General features: G+C 65.2%; 22 protein-coding genes. 11 read left to right on the top strand and 11 right to left on the bottom strand.

The window, feature by feature from the left end:
- Positions 1-162: 162 nt before the first annotated feature.
- On the top strand, positions 163-1,380 hold the full coding sequence (locus CXY80_RS11885; protein WP_233195311.1) for an enoyl-CoA hydratase/isomerase family protein: 1,218 nt from the start codon (positions 163-165) through the stop codon (positions 1,378-1,380).
- Positions 1,377-2,189 carry an enoyl-CoA hydratase gene (locus CXY80_RS11880; RefSeq protein WP_104132634.1) on the top strand — a complete coding sequence of 271 codons (813 nt, stop codon included), beginning with the start codon at positions 1,377-1,379 and terminating at the stop codon, positions 2,187-2,189. The genes CXY80_RS11885 and CXY80_RS11880 overlap by 4 nt, the downstream gene beginning before the upstream one ends.
- On the opposite strand, the gene CXY80_RS11875 is transcribed toward CXY80_RS11880, so the two are convergent.
- Together CXY80_RS11875 and CXY80_RS11870 are read right to left on the bottom strand one after the other, a co-directional pair.
- Complete coding sequence (locus tag CXY80_RS11875) at positions 2,186-2,896, bottom strand: response regulator (protein ID WP_104132633.1); 711 nt, start codon at positions 2,894-2,896, stop codon at positions 2,186-2,188. The genes CXY80_RS11880 and CXY80_RS11875 overlap by 4 nt on opposite strands.
- The gene (locus tag CXY80_RS11870; protein ID WP_104132632.1) at positions 2,889-4,586 is read right to left on the bottom strand and encodes a sensor histidine kinase; all 1,698 of its coding nucleotides are present in this window, start codon (positions 4,584-4,586) and stop codon (positions 2,889-2,891) included. The genes CXY80_RS11875 and CXY80_RS11870 overlap by 8 nt, the downstream gene beginning before the upstream one ends.
- A 136-nt stretch (positions 4,587-4,722) precedes the next feature.
- Between CXY80_RS11870 and CXY80_RS11865 the strand changes: the two genes are divergently transcribed.
- From CXY80_RS11865 to CXY80_RS11850, 4 genes are all read left to right on the top strand, one after another.
- A complete protein-coding gene (locus tag CXY80_RS11865; RefSeq protein ID WP_092449305.1) occupies positions 4,723-6,120 on the top strand; it encodes a cation:dicarboxylate symporter family transporter in 1,398 nt (465 codons plus the stop codon).
- Between the two features lie 340 nt (positions 6,121-6,460).
- A complete protein-coding gene (locus CXY80_RS11860; RefSeq protein ID WP_092449304.1) occupies positions 6,461-7,756 on the top strand; it encodes a glycine betaine/L-proline ABC transporter ATP-binding protein in 1,296 nt (431 codons plus the stop codon).
- The gene (locus CXY80_RS11855) at positions 7,753-8,676 is read left to right on the top strand and encodes a proline/glycine betaine ABC transporter permease (RefSeq protein WP_092449303.1); all 924 of its coding nucleotides are present in this window, start codon (positions 7,753-7,755) and stop codon (positions 8,674-8,676) included. Before CXY80_RS11860 ends, CXY80_RS11855 begins: the two co-directional genes overlap by 4 nt.
- A gap of 134 nt (positions 8,677-8,810) precedes the next feature.
- Positions 8,811-9,707: a glycine betaine ABC transporter substrate-binding protein gene (locus tag CXY80_RS11850; protein ID WP_104132631.1), complete on the top strand. Its 897-nt coding sequence runs from the start codon at positions 8,811-8,813 to the stop codon at positions 9,705-9,707.
- 209 nt (positions 9,708-9,916) lie between these two features.
- Here CXY80_RS11850 and CXY80_RS11845 read toward each other — a convergent pair whose 3' ends face one another.
- On the bottom strand, positions 9,917-10,939 hold the full coding sequence (locus tag CXY80_RS11845; RefSeq protein ID WP_104132630.1) for a LacI family DNA-binding transcriptional regulator: 1,023 nt from the start codon (positions 10,937-10,939) through the stop codon (positions 9,917-9,919).
- A gap of 177 nt (positions 10,940-11,116) precedes the next feature.
- Between CXY80_RS11845 and CXY80_RS11840 the strand changes: the two genes are divergently transcribed.
- From CXY80_RS11840 to CXY80_RS11820, 5 genes are all read left to right on the top strand, one after another.
- Complete coding sequence (locus CXY80_RS11840; RefSeq protein WP_104132629.1) at positions 11,117-13,153, top strand: beta-galactosidase; 2,037 nt, start codon at positions 11,117-11,119, stop codon at positions 13,151-13,153.
- Positions 13,150-14,103, top strand: coding sequence for a carbohydrate ABC transporter permease (locus tag CXY80_RS11835; RefSeq protein ID WP_104132628.1), 954 nt, complete (start codon positions 13,150-13,152; stop codon positions 14,101-14,103). Before CXY80_RS11840 ends, CXY80_RS11835 begins: the two co-directional genes overlap by 4 nt.
- Positions 14,100-15,008, top strand: coding sequence for a carbohydrate ABC transporter permease (locus CXY80_RS11830; protein ID WP_369828684.1), 909 nt, complete (start codon positions 14,100-14,102; stop codon positions 15,006-15,008). Before CXY80_RS11835 ends, CXY80_RS11830 begins: the two co-directional genes overlap by 4 nt.
- Before the next feature lie 68 nt (positions 15,009-15,076).
- Positions 15,077-16,408: an extracellular solute-binding protein gene (locus CXY80_RS11825; protein ID WP_092449298.1), complete on the top strand. Its 1,332-nt coding sequence runs from the start codon at positions 15,077-15,079 to the stop codon at positions 16,406-16,408.
- A 13-nt stretch (positions 16,409-16,421) separates the two neighbouring features.
- Entirely contained in the window at positions 16,422-18,647 is a 2,226-nt protein-coding gene (locus CXY80_RS11820) for an alpha-galactosidase (RefSeq protein WP_104132627.1), read from the top strand.
- Between the two features lie 22 nt (positions 18,648-18,669).
- Here the strand turns inward: CXY80_RS11820 and CXY80_RS11815 are convergent, their stop codons facing one another.
- The 8 genes from CXY80_RS11815 to CXY80_RS11780 all read right to left on the bottom strand — a co-directional run bounded on the left by CXY80_RS11815 (position 18,670) and on the right by CXY80_RS11780 (position 24,984).
- Entirely contained in the window at positions 18,670-18,996 is a 327-nt protein-coding gene (locus CXY80_RS11815) for a DUF1801 domain-containing protein (RefSeq protein WP_158251640.1), read from the bottom strand.
- Between the two features lie 294 nt (positions 18,997-19,290).
- The gene (locus CXY80_RS11810) at positions 19,291-20,283 is read right to left on the bottom strand and encodes an FKBP-type peptidyl-prolyl cis-trans isomerase (protein ID WP_104132625.1); all 993 of its coding nucleotides are present in this window, start codon (positions 20,281-20,283) and stop codon (positions 19,291-19,293) included.
- Between the two features lie 120 nt (positions 20,284-20,403).
- Positions 20,404-20,997: an energy-coupling factor transporter transmembrane protein EcfT gene (locus CXY80_RS11805; RefSeq protein ID WP_092449294.1), complete on the bottom strand. Its 594-nt coding sequence runs from the start codon at positions 20,995-20,997 to the stop codon at positions 20,404-20,406.
- Complete coding sequence (locus CXY80_RS11800; RefSeq protein WP_092449293.1) at positions 20,994-21,674, bottom strand: energy-coupling factor ABC transporter ATP-binding protein; 681 nt, start codon at positions 21,672-21,674, stop codon at positions 20,994-20,996. The genes CXY80_RS11805 and CXY80_RS11800 overlap by 4 nt, the downstream gene beginning before the upstream one ends.
- Positions 21,671-22,279 (bottom strand): biotin transporter BioY, encoded by a 609-nt coding sequence (locus CXY80_RS11795; RefSeq protein ID WP_092449292.1) that lies wholly within the window; start codon positions 22,277-22,279, stop codon positions 21,671-21,673. The genes CXY80_RS11800 and CXY80_RS11795 overlap by 4 nt, the downstream gene beginning before the upstream one ends.
- 82 nt (positions 22,280-22,361) lie before the next feature.
- Positions 22,362-24,161: a glycoside hydrolase family 15 protein gene (locus tag CXY80_RS11790; protein WP_104132624.1), complete on the bottom strand. Its 1,800-nt coding sequence runs from the start codon at positions 24,159-24,161 to the stop codon at positions 22,362-22,364.
- Between the two features lie 46 nt (positions 24,162-24,207).
- Entirely contained in the window at positions 24,208-24,696 is a 489-nt protein-coding gene (locus CXY80_RS11785; protein WP_146070724.1) for a hypothetical protein, read from the bottom strand.
- A 99-nt stretch (positions 24,697-24,795) separates the two neighbouring features.
- Positions 24,796-24,984, bottom strand: a complete 189-nt coding sequence (locus tag CXY80_RS11780) for a hypothetical protein (RefSeq protein ID WP_092449289.1) — start codon at positions 24,982-24,984, stop codon at positions 24,796-24,798.
- Positions 24,985-25,024: the final 40 nt, after the last annotated feature.

Below are 25,024 nucleotides of genomic sequence, written 5' to 3'. Positions count from 1 at the left end.
GCTTCACGATCGCTGAAGCACCAAGATCTCCGCTCTCACTTGCGCTCAATCGGGTCTAGTCGCGGGTGGTGTGTGGGAGGGCTTCGATGGGGCAGGCTCTAGACTGTGGCCAGAGTCCGGGTTCGTGCAGGAACCGGCCGCATTGTCGCGGAGAGGTCACGTTTGTCCCACACCGAGTTGTCCACAGCCCAGTCCAGCGACGCGTCGAGTGCGGAATTGAGCGGCGAGGTGCTGCTGCAGCGGGACGGATCGCTGGCCCGCATCATTCTGAACCGGCCCAAGGCCCTGAATGCCCTCACGCACGACATGATCCGCAGTATCGCCGCAGCGCTCACCGACTGGGCTGACGACGAGACCGTGCAGACCGTGCTGCTCACCGGCAGCGGCGACCGCGCCCTGTGCGCCGGCGGCGACATCGTCTCGATCTACCGCGACGCCCGCACCGATCCAGACGAGAATGCCCGGTTCTGGGCCGATGAATACACCCTGAACGCGCAGATCAAGCGGTACCCCAAACCCTTCGTCGCCCTGATGGACCGCATCGTGCTCGGTGGGGGAGTCGGCCTCTCCGGCCACGCCTCACACCGCGTCGTGACCGAACGCACCCGACTCGGCATGCCGGAGACCACCATCGGTTTCGTGCCCGACGTCGGCGGTACCTACCTCTACTCGCGCACCCCCGGCGAGCTCGGCACCCATCTCGCCCTTACCGCCGCGATCATGACCGGTTCCGACGCGATCGCGCTCGGGCTCGCCGACAGTTTCGTCGACTCGACCCGGCTCGATTCCCTGGTCGAGGCCCTCAAACGGATGCCCGTTGCCGCGGCCATCGCCGAGTACGCCGAGTCGACGGTGCCCGCGGCCCCGCTGCTGGCCGAGCGCACCTGGATCGACGAGTGCTACGTCGGCAACAGCCTGCCCGGGATCATCGATCGGCTGCAGAACTCTCCCGTTGCTGCGGCCCGCGACGCCGCCATGGCCATTCTGGCCAAGTCGCCCACCGCGCTCACGGTCACCCTCGAAGCCCTCCGCCGCGCCCGTGAACTCGACAGCCTCGAAGCGGTGCTCGAGCAGGAATACCGAGTCTCCCTGCGCATGGTGGCCGGCCACGATGTGGTCGAGGGCATTCGCGCCCAGGTCATCGACAAGGACCGCAACCCGAACTGGCAGCCGAGCAGCCTGGACGCCGTGTCCGGCACCGATGTGCAGGCGCACTTCGCGCCGTTGGGGGAGCGCGAGCTGCGCCTGCCACGCGTACACGTTCCGGCCGAGCCCGAAACGAGCGTGCAGCCAAGCACGAGCGTCGAGCCCGGCATGACCGGCGAAATCCACACGACCGGCGAACTCCGCCAGAACACCGAACGGAAGGCCACCGCATGAGCGACACAACCCAGACCGAAACTCTGACCGACGCCGACACCTACGAAAACATCCTGCTCGAGCGCCACGGCCGGGTCGGCGTGATCACGCTAAACCGCCCGAAGGCACTGAACGCCCTCAACTTCCACACCATGCAGGACGTCGTCGGTGCCGCCACCCGGCTCGACACCGACCCCTCGATCGGCGCGATCATCATCACCGGTTCGGAGCGGGCCTTCGCGGCCGGCGCCGACATCAAGGAGATGGCATCGATGAGCTACATGGATATGTACCTCCAAGACTGGTTCGCCGGTTGGGACAAGCTCGCCGCCGTGCGCACCCCGGTCATCGCCGCTGTTTCCGGCCACGCCCTCGGTGGCGGCTGCGAACTCGCCCTGATCTGCGATTTCATTATCGCCTCCGACACCGCGACGTTCGGCCAGCCCGAGATCAAGCTCGGCGTCATACCCGGCATGGGCGGATCCCAGCGCCTGACGCGCGCCGTCGGCAAGGCCAAGGCGATGGAGATGATCCTCACCGGCCGTACTATCGACGCCGTCGAAGCCGAACGGGCCGGTCTCGTCGCCCGCATCGTGCCCGCCGCCGACCTGCTGGCCGATGCCCTCGCGAGCGCCACGGAGATCGCGGCCAAATCGGCACCGATCGCGATGCTCGCCAAGGAGGTCGTCAACGCGGCGTACGAATCGATGCTGAGCGGCGGCATCCACTTGGAACGTCGCCTGTTTCATTCGGTGTTCGCGACTGAAGATCAGAGCGAGGGCATGGCCGCCTTCATCGAAAAGCGGTCACCGAATTTCACGAACCGCTAACGACCACGCTTCCAGCTGTACTCATTCTCCGGCCGCCCGGGCGTGCCGTAGCGCGGCGCGCGCAGCACGAGACCGGTGTTGGCGAGATATTCCAGGTAGCGGCGCGCGGTCACCCGGGAGAGCCCCAGCGGCTCCATCAGCTCACTCGCCGAGACCGGCGCGGTCTGGGCCTGCAAGTAGGTGACCAGCGGATTCAGCGTCGAATCGGCCAGGCCCTTCGGAAGCGGAATATTGGTCGGCGCGCGCAGGCTCGCGAACGCGTTATCAACCGCCGACTGCGTCACAACGGATGCGTGCGCGTTCAGTTCCGCACGAAAGTCCCGGTAACTAGACAATTTCGCAGCGAAGGTCGAGTAGGTGAACGGCTTGATCAGGTACTGCACGACGCCGGCCGCGATCGCCCCGCGCACATTGTCGAGGTCGCGCACCGCGGTGATGGCGATGATATCCGTGGCCAGACCGGCCGAACGGATGCGCCGGCTCACGTCGAGCCCGTGGCTGTCCGGCAGGTTCATGTCCATCAGCACGAGGTCGATCGGGGTGCCGGCCGAGGCAGCGGCCGCTACCCGGCGAAAGGCCTCCTGCCCGGTGCCGACCGTGGCGACGAGCTCGAACCCGGCCAGGCGACCGATGTAGACGGCGTGCGCCTCGGCGGCGAGTGGTTCGTCCTCGACGACGAGCACGCGAATCGGTGCAGAGTCAGCCATGATCGACCGCCGCGGCGAGCGTTTCGGGCGGTGTCGGTGCGGCCGTGGTGTCTGCTGCTGCGGGCAGAGGCGCTGCGGGCAGAGCAATCGCCGGAATCGTCACCGTGAACACGGCACCCTCGCGACGCCCGATGGTGAGTGTGCCACCGAGGCGCGTGACCGCCTGGCGAACCAAAGCCAAACCGAGGCCGCGGCCGCCGACCGGCCCAGTGCCCTTGGTGCTGAATCCCAGCCGCAGCACCTCATCGATGACATCGAGTGCCACACCGGCACCGCTGTCGGCCACCTCGATCACGACGGCCTGCTCGGTCGACGACACCGTGACAGATACGCGGCGTGGGTCGTCGCCGCCCGCCGCCGCATCGAGCGCGTTGTCGACCAGATTGCCGAGCACCGTCACGAGGTCCTGGATCGACAGCCCGGACTGCGCGAGCGTGCCGGACGCCGTGACGGTCAGGGTGATACCCAGTTCGTTGGCCTGCGCCGATTTGCCCATGATCAGGGCGCTGATCACCGGTTCGTCGACCGAGCCGACCATTTCGTCGGCGAGTCGCTGGCTCAATTCGAGGTCTTTTGTGGCGAATTCGAGTGCCTGCTCGGTACGGCCGAGTTCCATCAGCGACACGATCGTGTGCAGCCGGTTGGAATGCTCGTGGGTCTGCGCTCGCAGTGCATCGGACAGGGTCCGCATTGACTGCAGCTCACTGCCCAGGTTCTGCAGATCGGTGTGGTCGCGAATCGTCGCCACGAACCCCATCGGTTCCGCCCGGGCACCCGCGTTCCCCGAGGCGGTCGCCGGCTCCTGGTTCACTACGAGTACTCGCGTGCCGGTCACATGAATCTCGTCGTGCGCGTTGCGGCCGCTCCGCAGCAGATCTCCGAGACTCGGCGGCAGGCTCAGGGCGGTCAAAGCCTGCGGTCGCTCGAAACTTCCCGCAGCCGGGCGCGGCGGAATCCCCAGCAGGGTGGCCGCCTGATCGTTGTAGAGCACGAGGTCACCGTGCAGATCGACCAGCACCAGGCCCTCCCGCACGGAGCGCAGCACGGAGTCGTAGTAGACGAACAGTTGCGCGAGGTGCTCCGGTCCCCAGCCCAGGGTGACCCGGCGCAGATAACGCCCAAGCAGCCAGGTGCCGACCGACCCGGACGCCAGCAGCGCCAGCGCCAGGCCCAGCACCGAAGGCAGCTGTGCGTTCAGGGCGATCGAGATGTTCGTCGTCGTGGTGCCTACCGCGACGAGCGCGCGAACCGTATCGCCGGCATCCGTTACCGGCACGACGGCACGAACGGATGGCCCGAGCGTTCCGGTGCTGATTTCGGTGAAGGCCGTTCCGGACACGGCTGGCTGGATCGCGCCGATGTAGTCCTGGCCGATTTCGGCCGCGTTCGGATGGGTCCAGCGGGTGCGGTCCGGGGCCATGATCGTGATGAAGTCGAGCCCGGCGTCCTGCGTCAGCTCGAGGGCGTAGGGCTGCAGCATCGTGCTCGGGTCGGCGGCTTCGCTGGCCGCGAGCACGAGGGGACTGTCAGCGATGGCGGTGGCGACGGCCAGCATCCGGTTGCTGGTCTCGTCGTAGCCACGATCGCGAGCTTCGACGAACAGAATGGTCGCGACCAGGCCCGACAACACGACGATGAACAGCGCGTGCGCGACAAAGAGCCGCCTGGCTATGCTCCATTCCCTGCGCATTCGTAGGTACCTTTCTGTGACTCATGAACAATATGACCGCAACCGTGACCCCGTGAGCCGTGTCGACCAGTGTGGAACACATTGCAGCAGCCGGTGCCCGCAGTGGCTCCGATAAGCCTAGACAAAGGAGTCTGCCATGGCATCGACGCCATCACCCCGTACCAAGTCGAAGAAACCCGCCAAGCCCAGGAAGAAGATCGACTCGTCGCACTACCTCTATATGGCCGTTATTATCGCGGTCATTCTCGGTATCGTCGTTGGTCTGGTCTGGGGCGGCGAGAAGGGCTTCGCTGTCTCGCTCAAGCCGCTCGGTGACCTGTTCATCGCCCTGATCAAGATGATGATCGCGCCGATCATTTTCTGCACCATCATTCTCGGCATCGGCTCGATCGCCAAGGCCGCCACCGTCGGCAAGATCGGCGGCCTGGCTCTCGGCTACTTTCTGGTCATGTCGACCTTCGCGCTCGGCATCGGCCTGGTCGTCGGCAACATGATCCACCCGGGCGACGGTATCGACCTGTCGGATGCCACCTACAAGGCCACCGAATCCGCCGACACCCAGGGTTTTTTGCTCGGGATCGTCCCCGCTACTCTGTTCTCGTCGCTGACCAGCGGCAACATTCTGCAGACGCTGCTCGTGGCTCTCATCGCCGGCTTCGCGCTGCAGCGAATGGGCCCGGCCGGCAAGCCGATTCTTGAGGGCATCGCCCACGTGCAGGCCCTGGTCTTTCGCATTCTCATTATGGTCATGTGGCTTGCCCCGATCGGCGCATTCGGCGCGATCGCGGCGGTCGTCGGTGCCACCGGCATTCAGGCCGTGATCAGCCTGTTCACTCTCATGGTCGCCTTCTACATCACCTGCATCCTCTTTATCGTGGTCATTCTTGGCGGCCTGCTCAAACTCGTCACCGGCGTGAACATTTTCAAGCTCATGCGCTACCTCGGCCGGGAATACCTGCTCATCGTCTCGACTTCGTCGTCGGAAGCAGCCCTGCCGCGCCTGATTGCCAAGATGGAACACCTCGGCGTCTCCAAGCCCGTTGTCGGCGTCACCGTGCCCACCGGCTACTCGTTCAACCTCGACGGCACCGCCATCTACCTCACCATGGCGTCGCTGTTCATTGCCAATGCGCTCGGCCAGCCGCTCGCGCTCGGCGAGCAAATCGGCCTGCTTGTGTTCATGATTATCGCGAGCAAGGGAGCCGCCGGAGTATCCGGTGCTGGCCTGGCCACCCTGGCCGCCGGACTGCAGGCGCACGCCCCGCAACTGGTCGGCGGCGTCGGCTTTATCGTCGGCATCGACCGCTTCATGTCCGAGGCCCGCGCGCTGACCAACTTCACCGGCAACGCGGTCGCGACCGTCATGATTGGTTCCTGGACCAAAGAAATGGACCGGGTGCAGGTCGATCGCGTGCTGGACAAGCTCGAACCGTTTGACGAACGCACCATGCTCACCCACGGTCACGTCAGCGTCGCCGACACCCAGCGCACCGAAGAGAAGGCCGCGCAATCCCGGGTATTGGAACGCGTTTGAGTCGAAAAGGCGAGTATTAGACTCGCGCTAAGGGTGTCGTCCGGAAGAATCCTCCCGGGCGGCACCCCTTTTTTTTCTGCCCTTTCGGGCAACCGAAACCGGGGTGTGTTAGGATTGTTGACGGTCTTACAACCCTTCACCAGGACGCGCAGACGTAGCCACCATTTGAGATGGAACGGCCGCCTTCGTATGGTGCGGCACCGACGGATGCGATCCCATGATTGCTCCAGCCCGCGTTGACTATCGCGTTTGGGCCGCTTGGCGCCAACCCGTCCGACAAGAGAGCACGCCCCAGTGTCAGCCGTGAAATCGGCTACGTTCGGCGTGCACCGGAGAACGCGTGACCGAGAGTTCAGAAACCATAGCCGTCAAGGCAGATCACCTCTACAAAGCATTCGGACGTCGTCCGCATGAAATCGTCAAGAAGCTCAAGGCCGGCAAGAGCCGCGCCGAAATCTCTTCCCTCGGAGTGGCCGCCGTCATCGACGCTTCCTTCGAGGTCAAGAGGGGCGAGATCTTCGTCGTCATGGGCCTGTCCGGCTCGGGCAAATCGACTCTCATCCGCATGCTCAACGGCCTGTGGGAGACCACCTCCGGCACCGTCACCGTTGGCGGCACCGACATCACCGACGTGTCGGCCAAGGAATTGCGCGACGTGCGCCGCAAGAGCATTTCCATGGTCTTCCAGCACTTCGCCCTGCTGCCACACCGCACCGTGATCGACAACGTGGCCTACGGCCTGGAGATTCAGGGCATGGGGCGAGCAAAACGCCTCGCCAAGGCCCAGACGATCATCGACCTCGTCGGTCTCGCTGGTTGGGCCGACAACCTGCCGTCCGAGTTGTCGGGCGGAATGCAGCAGCGAGTGGGCCTCGGACGAGCCCTCGCCGCCGACACCGACGTGCTGCTCATGGACGAAGCCTTCTCGGCCCTCGACCCGCTCATTCGCCGTGAGATGCAAGAGCAGCTCATCGAGCTGCAGGCCGCGCTCGGCAAGACCATCATTTTCATCACCCACGACCTCAACGAGGCCATGTTCCTGGGCGACCGAATCGCCGTCATGCGTGACGGCCGCATCGTGCAGATCGGCACGCCGGAAGAGATCCTGACCGACCCGGCCAACGACTACGTCGCCCAGTTCGTGCAGGATGTCGACCGGGCGCGCGTGCTCACCGCGACGACCGTCATGGAACCGGTTCGGGCTGTCGTCACCAAAACGGCTGGCCCGCGAGCCGCGCTCCGCACGATGCGAGACCTCCAGACATCCGTTGTTTTCGTGCTCAACCGCGACCGCAGTTTCGCCGGAATCGTGCGCGACCGCGACGTGCTCAAAATGGTCAAGGTCGGGGACGCCGACCTCCGAACAATTATTCGAGACGATGCCACCACAGTTGCGCCCGATACTGCCCTTGTCGATCTCGTCGAGCCTTCCGTCGGCAGCGACCTGCCCATCGCAGTCGTCGACTCGAAGAGTCGCTTGCTCGGAGTCATTCCGCGCGTCACCCTGCTCGCTGCAATTGGCAACGTCACCACGAGCACTGGTGAACTGCCGGTGATCCACCCGCCGGCGACTATTGCGGTCAACGTTATTACCGATATTTTGCGCGACACCGCGCTGGACGGAGCCGAAGCGTGAACGACTTCCGTATTCCCCTCGGCACCTTGATCGAATCCTTTATCGAATGGATCACGGTTACCTTCGGGTTTGTTTTTGATTTCATTCGCCTGATTGTTGACGGTGCCTTCGGAGGCGTAGCCTTCGTGCTCGTCGCGCCGCCGTTTTACGTCATCATCGCGATCGCGGCGGCCATCGGCTTCGCCGTCCGCGGCTGGAAGTTCGCCGTGGGAACAGTGATCGGCCTCGGCCTCATTCTCGGTGTCAATCAGTGGGAAAACGCGATGTTGACCCTCGCCCTGGTTCTCGTGGCGAGCATCATCGCCATCGGGCTGAGTGTTCCGCTCGGTATTCTCGCGGCCAAATCTTCGGTCGCCTCGAGTGCCATCCGGCCGATGCTGGACTTTCTGCAGACTATGCCGGCCTTCGTCTACCTGGTTCCGGCCCTCATTCTGTTTCGGGTCGGCGAGGTTCCCGGCATCGTGGCGACCATCATCTTTGCCATGGCACCCGGTGTGCGGCTCACCGAACTCGGCATCCGCGGGGTCGACAAGGAGGTCGTCGAGGCCGGCCAGGCCTTCGGCGCGAGCCCGTGGCGTATCCTCAGGCAGATTCAGCTTCCGCTGGCAACGCCGACGATCATGGCCGGCATCAACCAGGTCATCATGCTGTCGCTCTCGATGGTCGTCATCGCCGGCATGGTCGGCGCCGGTGCTCTCGGCGGTGAGATTGTGGCGGCGCTGTCGCGTCTCGACGTCGCCCTCGGTTTCGAGGCCGGTCTCGCCGTGGTCATCTTGGCGATCTTCCTCGACCGTGTCACCGCCGCGCTCGGCAATGGAAGCACTCCGCTCGGACGTATGCTCGCTGCCCGTAAGGCCAATCGCGTGGCTGCGAACTCTGCAGCACAGCCGGCAAACGTGCCAGCATCGGCTCTCGTCTGACCTGGTCATTCCGAGTCCCTCCTCCCAACGGATGCCCCGCATCCGTTCCATGTGCGCAGGCTCCAAGGGAGCTGGCGCACGCACCACGAGTCAATCCCCAGTCGCCCGCAGCGGGTGGCACGAAAGGAAGACGCATGAAAATTCGTTCAACACCCCTTATCGCCCTTGGAGCGGTTTCGCTCCTCGCCCTAGCGGGCTGTGCCGCCGAAACCGAGGTCGACACGGTCGGAAACGGCAACGACGACCAGAAGAACGTCACCCTCGCCGTGTTCAACGGCTGGGATGAAGGCGTCGCGGTCTCCGAGCTGTGGAAAGCCATTCTCGACGAGAAGGGTTACAACGTCGAACTCGAGTACGCCGACGTCGCCCCCGTCTACGAGGGCCTCTCTACTGGCGACTACGACCTCACCATGGACATCTGGCTGCCCGACACCCACGGCAAGTACCTCGAGACCTACGGCGACGAGATCACCGACCTGGGCGCCTGGAACAACGAGTCCAAGCTCACCATCGCGGTGAACGCGGACGCCCCGATCGACTCGCTTGCCGAACTGGCCGAGAACGCTGACCTGTTCGGCAACCAGATTGTGGGCATCGAAGCCGGCGCCGGCCTGACCGCTGCGACCGAAGACCGTGTCATTCCGTCTTACGGCCTGGAGGGCATGGAATTCACCACGTCGTCGACGGCGGCCATGCTGACCGAACTCAAGGCAGCCACGGATGCCGGCGAGAACGTCGTCGTGACCCTCTGGGAGCCGCACTGGGCTTACGGTTCGTTCCCGATCAAGAATCTCGAAGACCCCGAGGGTACCCTCGAGTCCGTCGAGAGCCTGCACTCCTTCGGCAGCGCCGACTTCTCGGAGAAGTTTCCCAAAGCCAGCGGCTGGATCGAAGGCTTCGAGATGGACCTCGAGACTCTGTACACCCTCGAAGAGGCCATGTTCGTCGACTACGACGGCTCGGACTACGCTCCGATCGTCGCCCAATGGATCGAAGACAACCAGGAGTACGTGGACGGCCTCACCAGCTAATCACGGATTCTGAACGAAGAACGGCCCGCGTCCTCGGACGTGGGCCGTTCTGTTTATTGTCGCGGAGTAGAACTTGTCGATAGATACATGCTTTTGACATAACGTCGCCGTGGTCAGCCATCAGCTGTTCATGGAGTTACCGGCGCGACTCTCGGTACAGCGGAGGTGGTGTAGGCCACGCCGGGTGTGGAATCCCCAACGTTTGTCGCTTAAGCGGAGTCGCGCCAGACGATAGGTGTCTGAAGAAGGATGCCGTCGGCGGGTTGCTCCTCGCCGCGCAGCTGGCCGAGCACGCACCCCGCTGCTCGCTCACCCAGGCCGAAGGCCGGCTGGTGCACGGTCGACAGGTGTGGCTGGGTGCGCAGCGCCCAGGAACTGTCGTCAAATCCGACGATGCCGACGTCACCGGGCACGCTGCGCCCGGCATGGCGGAGCGCTTCGAGTGCTCCCGCTGCTACGGCGTCAGAAGCCGCGAACACGCCGTCAATCAGTGGGTCGCGTTCAAGAAGCGTGCGCATGCCTTCAATCCCGTCGGTGAAGGTGTAGAGCGGTACTCGGGCGACGAGAGCAGGGTCGAAGCGGTCGCCCAGGGCATCCGTGAAGCCGGCGAGTCGGTCGGCGCCGGAATCGCGATCGAGTGCGGCTGCGACCATGCCAATGCGCTTGCGTCCGGTCTGCATGAGGCGTTCGGTGATCGCGCGCGCTGATGCCCGATTGTCGATTCCTACGAATGGCAGCGGGCTCTGCTCTGGCGGATGTCCAACGAAAGCCGCCGGAAGACGCAGCTTCTCGATGACTCGGGTGATTGGGTCTTCGCGGCGGGCGGAGACGATGATTACCCCGTCGACGAAACCGCCGCTGAGGTAGCGGGCGACGCGGTCGGAGTCGCGCTGGGAGTCGATGACGAGACTGACCATCTGGTAGTCCGAGTGGGAAAGCACGGTGTTGGCTCCGAGCAGGATTCCGCCGATGTTCGGGTCATCCAGAAATAGCGAGTGTGGCTCGTGCACAATGAAGCCAACCGCTTCTGAGCGCTGCATGACCAGGCTGCGCGCTGCGTTGTTCGGTACATAACCGACCTTCTCGATGGCGGCTTCGATGGCGATGCGGGCTGACGCCGAGACGTAGGGTTCGTCGTTTACGACCCGACTGACCGTGCCGCGGGACACGCCAGCCTCCACAGCGACGTCGTGAATCGTCGCGCGTTTGCGTCGAGACGGAATTATCACCATTTGATAACTGTAACGCGCACGAACAACCGCCGCGCTTGACAGGACCGCCGGCAGATACTTAGTCTGTGTACGTTCACAGAAAACCCAATGGAGAGTTTTTTCTTGATTCTGTGTACGTTCACAGAGCCGTCAACAGTGTGTCGCCAATACGGCTTGCACGCCACAGTCAGGGAGCGCATGAACTCGCGAGCAGCCACTTTGAACGAGACGGCCACGGCCGCTCCGTTCGTGCACGAGGGCATCGCCTACGGCTGTGACTACAATCCCGAGCAGTGGGGGCCCGAGACGTGGACCGACGACGTGCGCCTGATGCGCGAGGCCGGCGTTGACCTCGTCGCCATCAATATCTTTGGCTGGTCCCACCTCGAACCGCGGGCGGGCGAATACGACTTTGCCACCCTCGACACGATTATCGAGCTCTTGCACGCCAATGGCATCCGGGTCAATCTCGGCACCGGCACCTCCTCGCCGCCGCCGTGGCTGACCACGCTCCACCCCGAGATGCTCCCGGTCACCGCCGAAGGCACCGCCCGCTTCCCGGGCGGCCGCCAGGCCTGGTGTCCGAGTTCGGCCGTGTTCCGTGAGCACGCGCTCGCCCTGGTGGAGAAGGTCGCCGAGCGGTACGGCCACCACCCGGCCGTCGCCCTCTGGCACGTGTCCAACGAACTGGGCTGCCACAACGCGCTTTGCTACTGTGATGACACCGCGGCTGCGTTTCGCCTCTGGCTGCAGGCGCGCTACGGCACGATTGACGCTCTCAACGCCGCCTGGGGTACCTCGTTCTGGAGCCAGCGCTACGGCGAGTGGGCCGAGATCCTTACCCCGCGGCTCACGCTGTCCAGCCGGAACCCCGGCCAGATGCTCGACTTCCACCGATTCAGCTCAGCCGAACTGCTCGACTACTACCGCCTCGAGGCCGCGGTGCTGCGCCGCCACTCGAACGTGGCCGTGACCACCAATTTCATGGTCACCGCGCACATCCGTAACCTCGACTACTGGTCTTGGGCCGGCGATATGGACATTATCGCCAACGACCACTACCTCGACCATCGCCTCGCCGACCCAGCCATCGAACTCGCTTTCGCCGCTGACCTCACTCGTGGGCTCGCCCAGGGGGAGCCTTGGCTGCTCATGGAACAGGCCACCGGCGCCGTCAACTGGCAGCCGCACAACCTGGCCAAGGTGCCCGGCGAGATGACTCGCAATTCCCTCGCCCACGTCGCCCGCGGTGCCGATGGCATCTGCTTCTTCCAGTGGCGCGCCTCCCTGCAAGGGTCAGAGAAGTTCCACTCCGCCCTGGTACCCCACGCTGGCACCGACACCGTGCTCTGGCGCGAGGTCGTGGCCCTGGGCGCGACCCTTGATCGCCTCGTCGAGGTCGCCGGCAGCCGGGTCGTCGCGGATGCCGCGATCATCTTCAGCTGGGAGGCCTGGTGGGCCGGCGACGGAGAGTCTCGCCCCTCCCATGCGGTGCGCTATCTCGACCAGGTGCACGCCGCCTACACGGCCCTGCACCAGCTCGGCGTCACGGTCGACATCGTCTCGCCCGACGCTGATTTCTCGGCCTACCGCCTCGTTGTCGCCCCGTGCCTCTACCTGATCTCTGACGAGCAGGCCCGGAACCTGGGTTCCTATGTTGCGGCCGGCGGCCACGCCCTGATCACTTTTTTCAGCGGCATCGTCGACGAAGACGACCGGGTGCGCTCCGGTGGCTACCCTGGCGCGTTCCGCGAGCTCCTCGGAATCACTGTGGAAGAATTCTCACCGCTGCTGCCCGGACACGTTCTCACCCTCGACTCTGGCGCCGCCGCGAGCCTATGGAGCGAACGCCTGCGGGTGGACACCGCCGAGGTGGTGGCGAACTACCTTGACGGGCCACTACCCGGAATCCCCGCCATCACTCGCAACGGTCACGGAAGCGGGACCGCCTGGTACGTTGCGACCGCGCTGGAGCCCGGAGCATTGAGGAACCTCATGCGCACGATTGCTGAGGAAGCACGCGTTACCGCGGTTGGCCCGGAGAGCGCGGGAACCATCGAGGTCGTTCGCCGAGTGAACGCCACCGGCAGCTACCTGTTCATCATCAACCACGGTCACGACGACGTTGAGCTTCCGGCCTCCGGCCATGAACTTGTCGTCGGAGAGCCCATCGGTCGAGTCGTGCGCGTGCCGGCCGGCGCCGTCCGCGTGATTAGAGAGGACCCCGCATCATGAGCGCACCTGCCGTTCCTATGACGGATGCCGCGGGCGCCGCCGCTGGGAAGGGGCCCCGCGCAGCCAAGCCGCCAGGAGCAAAGCCCCGCGTGCAGCACAAAGGAGCGATCCTCGCGTTCGTGATCCCGTTCGGTGTACTGTTCGCCCTGTTCTACCTCCTGCCGATCGGCTATGCGATCTACCAATCGCTGCTCGTGATCGAGCGCGAGGGCACTTTCGGTCAAGCGACTCAGGTCTTCGGCGGACTCACCCAGTACATCCTGGTCTTCCAGAACGGGCCTTTCTGGGAGTCGATCGGCCGGGTGCTCGCCTTCGGCGCCGTGCAGGTGCCGATCATGCTCGGCCTCGCACTGCTATTCGCCCTGCTGCTGGACTCGCCGCTCGTGCGCGGAAAGAAGTTCTTTCGGCTGGCGTTCTTTGTTCCCTACGCGGTGCCCGGCGTCATCGCCGCGATCATGTGGGGCTACCTCTACTCGCCCAACCTGTCACCGTTCAGTGCCGTCACCGAGAACATCAATTTCCTCTCGGCGGACCTCGTTCTCTGGGCCATCGCCAACGTCGTCACCTGGGTCTTCGTGGGATACAACATGCTCATTATCTACTCGGCGCTGCTGGCGATCCCGGCCGAGCTCTACGAGGCCGCCCGCCTCGACGGGGCTGGGCAGCTGCGCATCGCCTGGTCGGTCAAGATCCCGCTGATCATGCCGGCGATCGTCCTGACCGCGATCTTCTCGATCATCGGCACCCTGCAGCTGCTCGCCGAACCGCAGGTGTTCCGCAGCTTCAGCTCGGCTGTGACCAGCACGTTCACTCCGAACCTGACGGTGTACTCCACCTCATCGATCCCGAACTTCAACCTGGCCGCCGCGTTCTCCGTGGTGCTGGCCCTGGCCACGTTCATCCTTTCCTTCACGTTCCTGAAGTTCACGCAGCGGAAGGAAAGCAAGTGAGCACCCTGACACCTACCAAGCCGGCACGCGGAATCCGTTCCTTCGAGGGCAAGACACCGCGCGCGCAGCGAGAGAGCCCGTTCGCCCGGGCCAGCGCCATGATCGTCATGGGCGTCTTCACGCTCTATTTCCTTGTGCCGATCTGGTGGCTGCTTGTCGCGGCCTCGAAGAACCGCTCCGAGTTCAACAGCACGAACCCGCTCTGGTTCGCTGACTTCTCCCTGTTCGAGAACATGGCAAACCTGGTGGCCTACCGCGACGGCGTCTACCTCAAGTGGATGCTCAACAGCGCGCTGTACGCCGGTGGCGGCGCCCTCGTGGGCACGCTCATCGCCGGAATGTGCGGGTACGCACTGGCCAAGTACAACTTCCCGGGACGCGAACTGATCTTCAACGTCGTGCTTGGCGGGGTGCTCGTGCCCGCCACGGCTCTGGCACTGCCGCTGTTCCTGATCTTCAGCCAGATCAGCCTGACCAACACGTTCTGGTCGGTGTTCCTGCCCAGCCTGGTCAGCCCGTTCGGGGTCTACCTCTCCCGCATCTACGCGTCGGCCAGCGTTCCCGACGAACTGATCGAGGCCGCCCGCCTCGACGGCGCCGGCGAACTGCGCACCTTCTTCACTGTCTCGGTGCGGATGATGGTGCCGGCCCTCGTCACCGTCTTCCTCTTCCAGTTCGTCGCCATCTGGAACAATTTCTTCCTGCCGCTGATCATGCTGCGCGACGAGACCCTGTTCCCGGTCACGCTCGGCCTCTACGCCTGGAACTCGCAGGTCAACCAGATCCCCGTGCTGCGCGATTACGTTCTGATCGGCGCTCTGCTGTCGATCATCCCGCTGATCATCATCTTCCTGCTGCTCCAGCGCTTCTGGCGAAACGGCCTCAGCGCCGGTTCGGTGAAGTAGCCAGCTTCACCCCCTCGCTTTCCCCCCCCCAGCTGCACCACCCCCACCCCCAATAGAAAAGAAGAATAATGCAGATCAAGAAGAGAGCAGCCACCGTCGCTTTGCTCACCGCAGCCACGGTCGTGCTGGCTGGCTGCGCGTCCGGCTCGACCACGCAGGACAGCGGCGACGCCGCAGCCTGCGCACCCTCGGACGGCAAGGTTGATCTGACCTTTACGACCTGGATCCCGGGGATCGAGGACGTCGTCAAGATCTGGAACGAGGACAACCCCGACGTTCAGGTGAAGGTGCAGACCGGCCCGAACGGCAACGGCGGCACGTACCAGAACTTCTTTAACCAGCTCAAGGCCGGCAACGCGCCCGACCTCGGCCAGATCGAATACGATGCCCTCCCCAACTTTCGCGTGCAGGACGGACTGACCAACCTCGCTTCCTGCGAGGGTGTGCTCGATGCTCAGGACAACTTCGTGGATTGGACCTGGGGTCAGGTCAACTTCGGTGAAGCAGACGCTGTTTACGCGGTGCCTCAGGATGCCGGGCCCATGGCCATGTTCTACCGCGCAGATCTCTTCGCGGCCAACAACATTGCGATCCCCACCACCTGGGAAGAGTTCGCCGTTGCCGCAGAGGCCGTGCGCGCCACCGGCGGATACATCACCAACTTCTCGCAGAGCGACATCAACCAGTTCGCCGGATTCGTCTGGCAGGCCGGCGGAAGCTGGTTCGAGAACGATGGTGATAACTGGACCATCGACCTGACCAGCCCGGAGTCCGTCAAGGTTGCCGACTATTGGCAGGACCTGATCGACCGCGACCTCGTCTCGACCAACCCGCCGTGGACCGACGAGTGGAACAACGCCTACAACACCGGCTCCAACTGGACCTGGAACTCCGCAGCCTGGGGTGCGAACTCCATTGCCAGCGGCGCTCCGGACACCGCCGGCAACTGGTCCGTCGCCCTCTCACCGCAGTGGGCTTCCGGCGACAACGCCGCCGGCAACTGGGGTGGCTCGTCGACCGCGGTCTTCAAGGGCTCGAAGCACCCGTACGAGGCCGCCCAGTTCGCGCTGTGGCTGAACACCTCTGACGAGGCGCTCACGATGCTGAACGAGTCGGCCAACCTGTACCCGGCCGCCAAGAGCGGCCTGGAACTGCCGGCCCTCAAGGAAGGCGTTGAGTTCTACGGTGGCCAGCCCATCTATGACGTGTTCGCCGAGGCGTCAGCTCAGGTATCGCCCGACTTCGTCTGGGGCCCAACCATGACGCAGGTGTACAACGACACCTCGGACGGCTTCAAGGGCGCTGTCACGGGTAATGGCACCCTGACGGAGGCTCTCACGAGCGCTCAGCAGAGCACGATCAACGCTCTTGAGGCTCAGTCGATCCCGGTCAACAAGTAGCATCAGTTCTACTGTGCCCATTTCCTACCTCCGTGCCGCGGGCACCAGCCTGGTGCTGGACGCCCGCGGCACGGGGGTGCCCGTCATCGTGCACTGGGGTGCCGACCTGGGCGATTTGAGCGCCGCTATGCTGACGACGTTGGCCGACGCATCCGTGCCGGCGATCGCGCCAAGCTCGATCGACGTGCCTCTGCGGCTCACCCTGCTGCCCACCCTCGCGCAGGGGTGGAGCGGACGCCCGGGAATCAGCGGTTTCCGGCCGGGCCTGGGCAGCCCGGCCATCGACCTTAGCCTGGTCGGCGTTCGAGCCGGTGAGCGCCCCGCGGGGCGCGCCGCATTGCCCGGTACCCAGACCCTGACACTCTTGCTGGCCGATGCCGCCGCACAGATATCCATGCGCACCGACCTTGAACTCTCGGTTCAGGGGGTGCTTCGGCTGCGCCACACCGTGACTAATACGAGTACCGCCGCCGGCGACGCAGCATTCGAACTCGGTTCGCTCGACGTCATCCTGCCAATTCCCGGTCGGGCCGGCGAACTGCTTGACTTCACCGGGCTGTGGACTCACGAGCGCCGGCCGCAACGCAGCATCCTTGGCCACGGCGTGTGGAGCCGGGAGTCCCGACACGGCCGCCCCGGGCATGACGACTCCTTTCTCATGGTGGCCGGAACACCCGGATTCGGTTTTCGTTCCGGTGAAGTGTGGTGCACCCACCTCGCCTGGAGCGGTGACAAGCGCGCCTGGGCGGAGAACAGCCCCTTGGGCTTTTCGGTGCTCGGAAGCGGTGAACTGCTGGCTTCCGGCGAGCTGGGTGTGGCCGCCGGTGAGAGTTACAGCACCCCCTGGACCGTTGCCGCATACTCGGAGGCTGGGCTCGACGGGCTGTCGGCGCGGCTGCATCCGTGGATCCGATCGTGGTCAACTATTAAGACGCCGCGCCCGGTCGTGATGAACACGTGGGAGGCCGTCTACTTCAAGCACGACCTGCCTACTCTGGCTCGACTTGCGGATGCCGGGGCGCGGGCCGGCGTGGAACGATTCGTCCTCGACGACGGCTGGTTCACCAATCGTCGAGATGATCGCCGTGCCCTCGGCGACTGGTTCGTCGACCCCGTGACCTGGCCCCATGGCCTGCATCCTCTGATCGAACATGTGCACGCGGTCGGCCTGGATTTTGGCCTCTGGGTCGAACCGGAGATGGTGAGTCTCGATTCGGAGGTGGCCCGTGCGCACCCGGAGTGGGTGCTCGGTGGAGTCTCGGAATCCGCCGCCGGTGAAAAAGCGGCGCTGACCTGGAGGTTCCAGCGCGTGCTCGACCTTGGCCATCCGAAGGCCTTTGCGTGGGTCTTGGCACGGCTCACCGCCCTGCTCACGGAGTACCCGATCGCCTACCTAAAGTGGGACCACAACCGCGATCTGCTGGCCGGTTCCGCGCACCGGCAGACGGCGGCGCTGTACCGGCTCATCGATGCGGTACGCGCGGCGCATCCGGGCGTCGAGATCGAGTCCTGTGCGTCAGGGGGAGCCCGGATCGACCTGGGTATCCTCGAGCGCGTCGACCGGGTCTGGACCAGCGATACCAACGACCCGCTCGAGCGACAGCAGATCCAGCGCTATACGGGTGTGCTCATGCCGCCGGAATACCTCGGGGGGCATCTCGGTGCGGCCACGGCGCACACCACCGGACGCACCTCCGAGCTCAGCTTCCGACTGGCGACTGCCCTGTTCGGCAGCGCCGGCATCGAGTGGGACCTCACCAGCGCCAGCGCCGAGGAGCTCGGGCAGATCGCTGAGTGGATCACGCACTATAAGCGCCTGCGCCTCCTACTGCACTCCGGCGTCGTTGTAAGGGCCGACCCCAGCGACCCGGCCCTCGAATTGCACGGCGTCGTCTCGCCCGACCAGAACACGGCCCTCTTCGCCCAGGTGGCCCTCACCGCTCCGCGTTCGGCGCTGCCCGAACGGATGCGGTTTCCCGGGCTCGCGCCAGAGCGGCGCTACCGAGTGTCGCCGCTGCTGCTCGGAGGCGCCCCGCGCGCAATTCAGGATGCACCGCCGGCATGGAATGCCGCGGGTGGAGGCTCAAGCGCCGCTTCACCGACCGTCGACGAAGCTGCCATTGGCAGTGTCGGAGGATCGGTTACGCTGACCGGAGCGGTGCTCGCCCTCGTCGGGCTGACCGCGCCGCTGCTTGCCCCGGAGCAGGCCGCACTTTTCGCGGTCGACGCGGTCGACTGAACGATTCTGTCTGTGCCGGGTGTTACGCGGCTTCGAGCTCGCGCACCTGCTGCAGCCAGACGTCGAACAGGTCGCTGTCGAAGTCGTCGACGCTCTTGAGCTTGTACTCGCTCATTTCGGCCGACCCGCTCGCGTTGAGCTTGCCCGAGTGATCGGTGATGGCCTGTCCGCGCCAGAACAACACGGTGACGAAGGTGGGGTACGCCTTGAATCCGGCGACCGGTAGGTCATCGTCGAGCCAGACCGGATGTCCGTGCCACAGTTCCGTCGAGGTCTCCGGCAGGGCCAGGTCGAACTTGTCCCGGAGCAGGCCGACGACGGTCGCGAGCGGCTCGGCCGGCACGGCCACGTACTCGGCGATGGTCGTCGGCTTGGCAGCGGCTGCGACAGTGGCGATAGCCGGGGCGTCGACGTGGAATTCGGTGGGGGCGGAGGTGAACGTGGATGTCAGGTGAATAGCCTCTTTCGATGCTGGAGCTCAGGCCCGGCGAGGTGCCGGACAGATTCGTTACTGCTTCCACACTCTCACGGAATTCGCGTTCGTGGCTGGGCGGACACTCAGGAACAGCGCTTCCGGGCACAGGAAAAAGCGCCGCCCGCCGACCGGGTGGTCGACGGGCGGCGCCCGATGAAACGTGAGGTTCTAGGCCGCCGGACCACCGGCAACGGCGAGGATGTCAATGACGAACACCAGGGTGTCGGTACCGGAGATGCCCTGGGTACCCTCCTCGCCGTAGCCGAATTCCGGCGGAATCACGGCCAGGACCTGGGAACCGACGGTCTGACCGACCAGAGCTTCGGTGAAGCCGGCGATCACGCCGTTGGTCGGGAACAGGCTGTAGTCGGCCCGGCCCCAGGAGGAATCGAAGGTTTCGCCGGTGGCCCAGAGGGCACCGGTGTAGGCGACGGCCACGCTCGCGCCATCGGTCACGACTTCTCCGTCACCGGTCTTCAGGTTCGTGATCTTCAGGTCGGTGGGAGCGTCGGTGGCGGGGATGGTGATGGTCGGTGCGCCGTCATCGGCGAGGGCCACGGTTGGGAAGCCGTCTTCGACGGGCTGGTCCTCGCCGGAGGCCTGGGTCGGGACATCCTCGATCACGCTGATGACGTCCATCACGAAGATGACCGGCTCGCCGGCGGCGACGCCGGTCGTGCCCTGGTCGGCGAAGGCATCCGCTGCCGGGCTCACGGTGACAATGCGTTCACCCTCGACAGCGCAATTGGCCGAACGCACCAGGCCCGGCAGAAAGCTCGTGTCATTGATCGGAATCACGAGGCTGGCACCGTCGGTGTTGTAGGTCGTCGGCTGAATGACCTCTTCGGTCTTGGCGTTGTAGAGGGTGATCGCCACCTCGACGATCGAGTCCGTCTTGGCGGTGTCGGTTCCGGTGCCTTTGACGGCGACCGTGCGCTGCGAAGCCGTCGGCTCCAGTGGTGCATCGATCGAGATGTCGAGCGGAGCGCCGAAGTCACCGGTGACCTTCACGCTATCGGAGAGCTTGCCCGACTCGGTGCAGTCAGCCGAGGGGGAGCTAGCGGCAGCGGCATCCGTTGCTTCGGTCGTGTCGCTGCTGCCGCAGGCGGTGAGCGCGAGCGTCAGGCCCACAATGGTGAGCAGGGCGGGGATTTTCGACACGGGGCCTCTTTCGAGAACGTAGCAAGTTGGCAGGCAATTGTTCGGTTGGCGCGAACGGCCAAGTGCCTACTCTGCCACGCCTCGCCTCGGAGCGGGCTGAATGGCGCGCGGTGGCGCGATTCAGTCGTCGAGACCGCGCGCGATCAGCGCCTCGCCGAGGGCATCCGCTGCATAAAGTGAGCGCACCACCACCGGTACTGCGATCGACATGAGCGACCACTGCGTACCGCGCGCGGTGCGCGCCTCGAGTACCTCGCGCACGATGTCACTGACCAGCGGAATACAGCGAATGGTGAGGGCCACGAGCAGTCCTACCCTGTCGGGGTCGACGAACCGTCGAAAAGGGCGCAGCAGCGTCTGGAACGCTTCGAGCACCGCCGTGACCGTTGTGGTCATGGTGAACAGGGCGGCGAGGGCGACGGCGACGAGCAACCGGCCAGCCATGAGGGCAGCCACGAGCCAGCCGGAGAGCAGCCCCTGGATGGGCACGGCGATTAGCAAAATGAACAGAATCGGAATGATCTGCCCCGCGGCGGCTCGCACCGGAACGCGGGCGATCACAAACAGCAGCACGACCCCGGCCACGGCGCCGCCGATAAGGCGGAGGTCGGGCGAGGTTCCGATCAGTAAGACGCAGAGCGAGAGCAGAAACAGCTTGAGCAGCGTCGGCGCGCGGTGAATGAACGAGCTGCCGGGGCTGTACAGCCCGATCATGCGAGCAGGGCGCGATAGGCCGCGAGCGACCGTTCCGGCGTGCCGTCGGCCACGACTTCGCCCTCCTCGATCACGATCACCCGGTCGAATTCTTCGACCAGGTGCAGGTGATGGGTGACCACGATGACCTGCTGGGGGAGCGTCTGCAACAGTTCGCTGATGCGCCGCACATTGCGGGCGTCGAGCAGAGTGGTCGGTTCATCGGCGACAATCGTCGCCGGCTCGGCGACCAGCACGGCGGCGAGAGCCAGCAGCTGTTTCTGCCCGCCGGACAGGCGATGCGCCGGATGATCGGCGTGCTCGCTCAGCCCGAACTGAGCGAGCGCGGCCGTCGTGCGCTCGTCGATCTGCCCCTTATCGAGGCCGCGGCGCCGCAGCGTGAAGGCGACGTCTTCCCGCACCGTGGGCATTACGATCTGGTTGTCGGGGTTGGTGAAGATGAACCCGATCTTGCGCCGCACGTCGCGGGCGTGCCGGCCCACAGTCTGCCCGTCGACTGTCACGGTGCCGCTTTGCGGGGTGACGAGCCCGTTGATCAGGCGCACCAGGGTGGACTTGCCCGAGCCGTTCGCGCCGACGATACCGATGCGCTGCTCGGTCAGGTGCAGGTTCACATCACGCAGCACCGAGCGGGCGCCGAACGCATGCGAAACCTGCTCGAAGCGGATGCTGCTCACGCGTGGCCCTGGCGCCCCTTCGGCAGCGCGATCAGGCCGGGGTAGGCCTTGTGTACCTGGCGGGCGACCAGCACGGTCACGATGACCTTGATCAGGTCGCCGGGCAGGAAGGCGACGTTCAGGCCGATCGCAGTCCAGAGCGGCAGCCCGAGATTGATGGCCATGACCGGAATGCCCAGGAGATAGACGGCGACGATGCCGCCAAGAATGGTGGCACCGAGGGCCGGCCAGAACGGGTACTTCGGCAGCAGCCGGGCGGTGAGGTAGCCGGTGACGAAAGCACCGAGGAGCCAACCGTACAGGTAGCCGGCAGCCGGGCTGACGGTGAAGACGCCGATTCCACCGCGGGCGCCGGCGAGCAGGGGCAGCCCGACCGCGGTCAGCACGAGGAACAACAGCACGGCGAGGGTTCCCTTGCGCGGGCCGAGAATGGCGCCGGCGAGCATCACGCCGAGGGTCTGCATCGTGATCGGCACCGGGCCGATATTGAGCGGTCCCGGCAGGCCGAGCGCGGCGATGAGGGCGGCGAAAATAGCGATCTGGGCAAGATCACGGGCGGGCAGAATGCGGCGAGCCGGAGCGCTCGAGCGGATGGTGTCGGTCATGTTTTCAATTTAGATATCGGCAGGTACCCGGCGCTGAAGAATACCTACAATAAAAAGCGCTGAACTGTAGAGGTTGTGATTTTTAGCCCGCCAGCACTCGGGTGGGGGAGGCCAGGCCCGCGACGATGGCATCCGCTGCCCGCACCAGCGCCAGGTGGGAGAGCGCCTGCGGGGTGTTGCCGGCCTGGTGCCCGCCCGCAACGTCGTACTCCTCGGAGAGCAGGCCGACATCGCTGACGAAGCCGAGCAGGCGGTTCATCAGTATGTTGGCATCGTCGATGCGGCCGGAGGTGGCGTACTGCTCGACCAGCCAGAACGAGCAGGCCAGAAACGGATGCTCACCCGGCGGCAATCCGTCCACCCCGGCAGTCGTGCGGTAGCGCAGGAGCAGGCCATCGCGGCAGAGGTCCGCCTCGATCGCGGCCACGGTACCGAGCATGCGCGGATCGGTCGGTGCGCAGAAGCCGACCTGAGGGAGGACGAGGAGGGAGGCATCCACTTCGGTACTGCCGTAGTACTGCACGTAGCTGCCGAGGTTTTCGTTGAAACCGCGGGTTTCGATGTCGGCGCGCACCTCGTCGCGCAGCGTCTTCCAGCGTTCGAGCGGACCGTCGAGGCCGCACTCCTGGATGCCGCGCACGGCACGGTCGAAGGCGGCCCAGACCATGACGCGGGAGTGCGTGAATTCGCGGGCCTGCCCGCGCACCTCCCAGATGCCCTGGTCGGCCCGGCGCCAGTTCTTCTCGAGAAAGCTCATGAGTGCTCGCTGCAGCGGCCAGGAGAACTCGGTTTCGCGCACCCCGGCAGCGCGTGCGGCGTGCAGAGCGACCATGACCTCGCCGATGACGTCGGACTGGAACTGGTTGACCGCGTCGTTGCCAACCCGCACGGGGGAGGAGCCGTTGTAGCCGGGCAGGCTGCTCAGCTCGCGTTCGGGGAGGTAGCGCTCGCCGGAGAGCCCATACATGATCCGCACGTCGCTCGGATCCCCGGCAATGGCGCGCAGCAGCCAGGCCCGCCAGTCGCCGGCTTCCACCTCGTAGCCGTGGCTGAGCAGCACCTCGAGCGTGAGTGAGGCGTCCCGCAGCCAGACGTAGCGGTAATCCCAGTTGCGGGTGCCACCGGTCTGCTCGGGGAGTGACGTGGTCGCTGCGGCCACGATGCCGCCGGTTCGTTCGTGCGTCAGGGCGCGCAGCACCAGCAGCGAACGAACCACCTGGGCGCGCAGGGGGCCGTCGTGGCTGCAACGGGATGCCCAGCTCTGCCACCAGGCGCGGGTCGAGCGGTAGGCCGCATCGATGTCGATGGCCGGTGGAATCTCCCGGTGCGAGCGATACCAGGTCATTTGGGCATCGACGGTTTCGTCGGCGATGACATCGAAGTGCGATTCGTGCCGGTGGTCTGACGCGCGGAGCGCCGGGCCGCGCACGACGATGGCGTCGGGTCCGGCGATCGCGACCAGGCCGCGCACCGACTCGCCCTTCAGCTGGCGCACCCACGGAATCGTCGTCGCATAGCCAAAGCGGATGCGCAGATCCTGCGTCATCGCCATCGTGCCGGTGATGCCGCGCACCCGGCGCACCAGGTCGGCCCGGCCATCACCGTGCGGCATGAAGTCGAGCACCTCGACCTGCCCGGTGCTGGTGGTCCACAGTGTCGATAGCACGAAGGTGTCGCCGTCGTAGCGGCGGGTGGCGATGGCGTTTGGGTCGGCGGGAGCGAGCAGCCAGCGGCCATGGTTTTCATCGCCGAGCAGCGCACCGAACATTGACGCGGAGTCGTAGCGGGGCAGGCAGAGCCAGTCGATGCTGCCATTGAGTCCGACGAGTGCCGCCGAATGGCAGTCGCTGATCAGTGCGTAGTCCTCGATGGGGAGTGCCATCAGGCCATCCTGTCAGCAGGAGGGTGAGAGTGCGCTGACGATCTGCTTAGGCTACGAGGCGAGCGGAGGCGAGGGTGGCCGACGCTTTGTCGATCCAGGCAGCGGATGCTGCGGCGAGGTCGTCGTCCGCGCTGGCCACGGTTGCAATGGGGGCCGTGTTGATCAGCTGGGTGTGGATCGGGGCTGCGTCGATTGGCTGCGCGGTGATCGGGACGGGATCGTTCCAGGTGACAATCGGGGCCGGGGTCCAGGACAACGCCGTCGGTTCGCCGCTGCTTTCGCCGCGCAGCGTCGCCTGCTCGGTGAGGATGGTCTCGGTCAGTTCGACCGCGATCTCCCGGGCCTTGAGCCCGTGAAATATGACGTCGGTATCGCCGGGGGTCCGGGGCGAGAGCGTCCAGTCGCCGTTTTCGCCGATGAGTTCGCGGAGTTTGTCGTGCAGCAGCTCAAAAATCTGTTCGTCGCCAAGGACCGGGGCTGCGGCCACGCTCATCGCCGCGCTCGCGGCCAAACGTCGGCGTCGACGACCAAACATGACGAGCCCCTTTCAGATGCAGCCGACAATCAGCTACTGCCTCCAGTTTCGGTCACCAAACCGCGACTCGCCGGACGGCGCGCCGACCAGCAGCCGAACTCAGCTGTCGATTTCGCGTTTATTGGCGTCTTCGATGACCGTGCCGATGGCCACAGCGGCGCTCAGCGCCCACCCCAGCCACAACATCACCAGACGCCAGTCGCGCGGTCCGTGCCTGGTGGCCTGCACGGTGTTCCATCCGCCGGCGATGACGCCGATCATGGCACTGCTGAATATGAACTTTCGCATGTGAACCTCCGGCCTAAGGTTACCCGGAGCCTCCCCGGCC

The organism is Cryobacterium sp. M91, assembly GCF_002929615.1.
Lineage (GTDB): Bacteria > Actinomycetota > Actinomycetes > Actinomycetales > Microbacteriaceae > Cryobacterium > Cryobacterium levicorallinum.
Note: the sequence above shows the minus strand (reverse complement) of the source record. Positions and strands in the feature narration are given on the sequence as shown.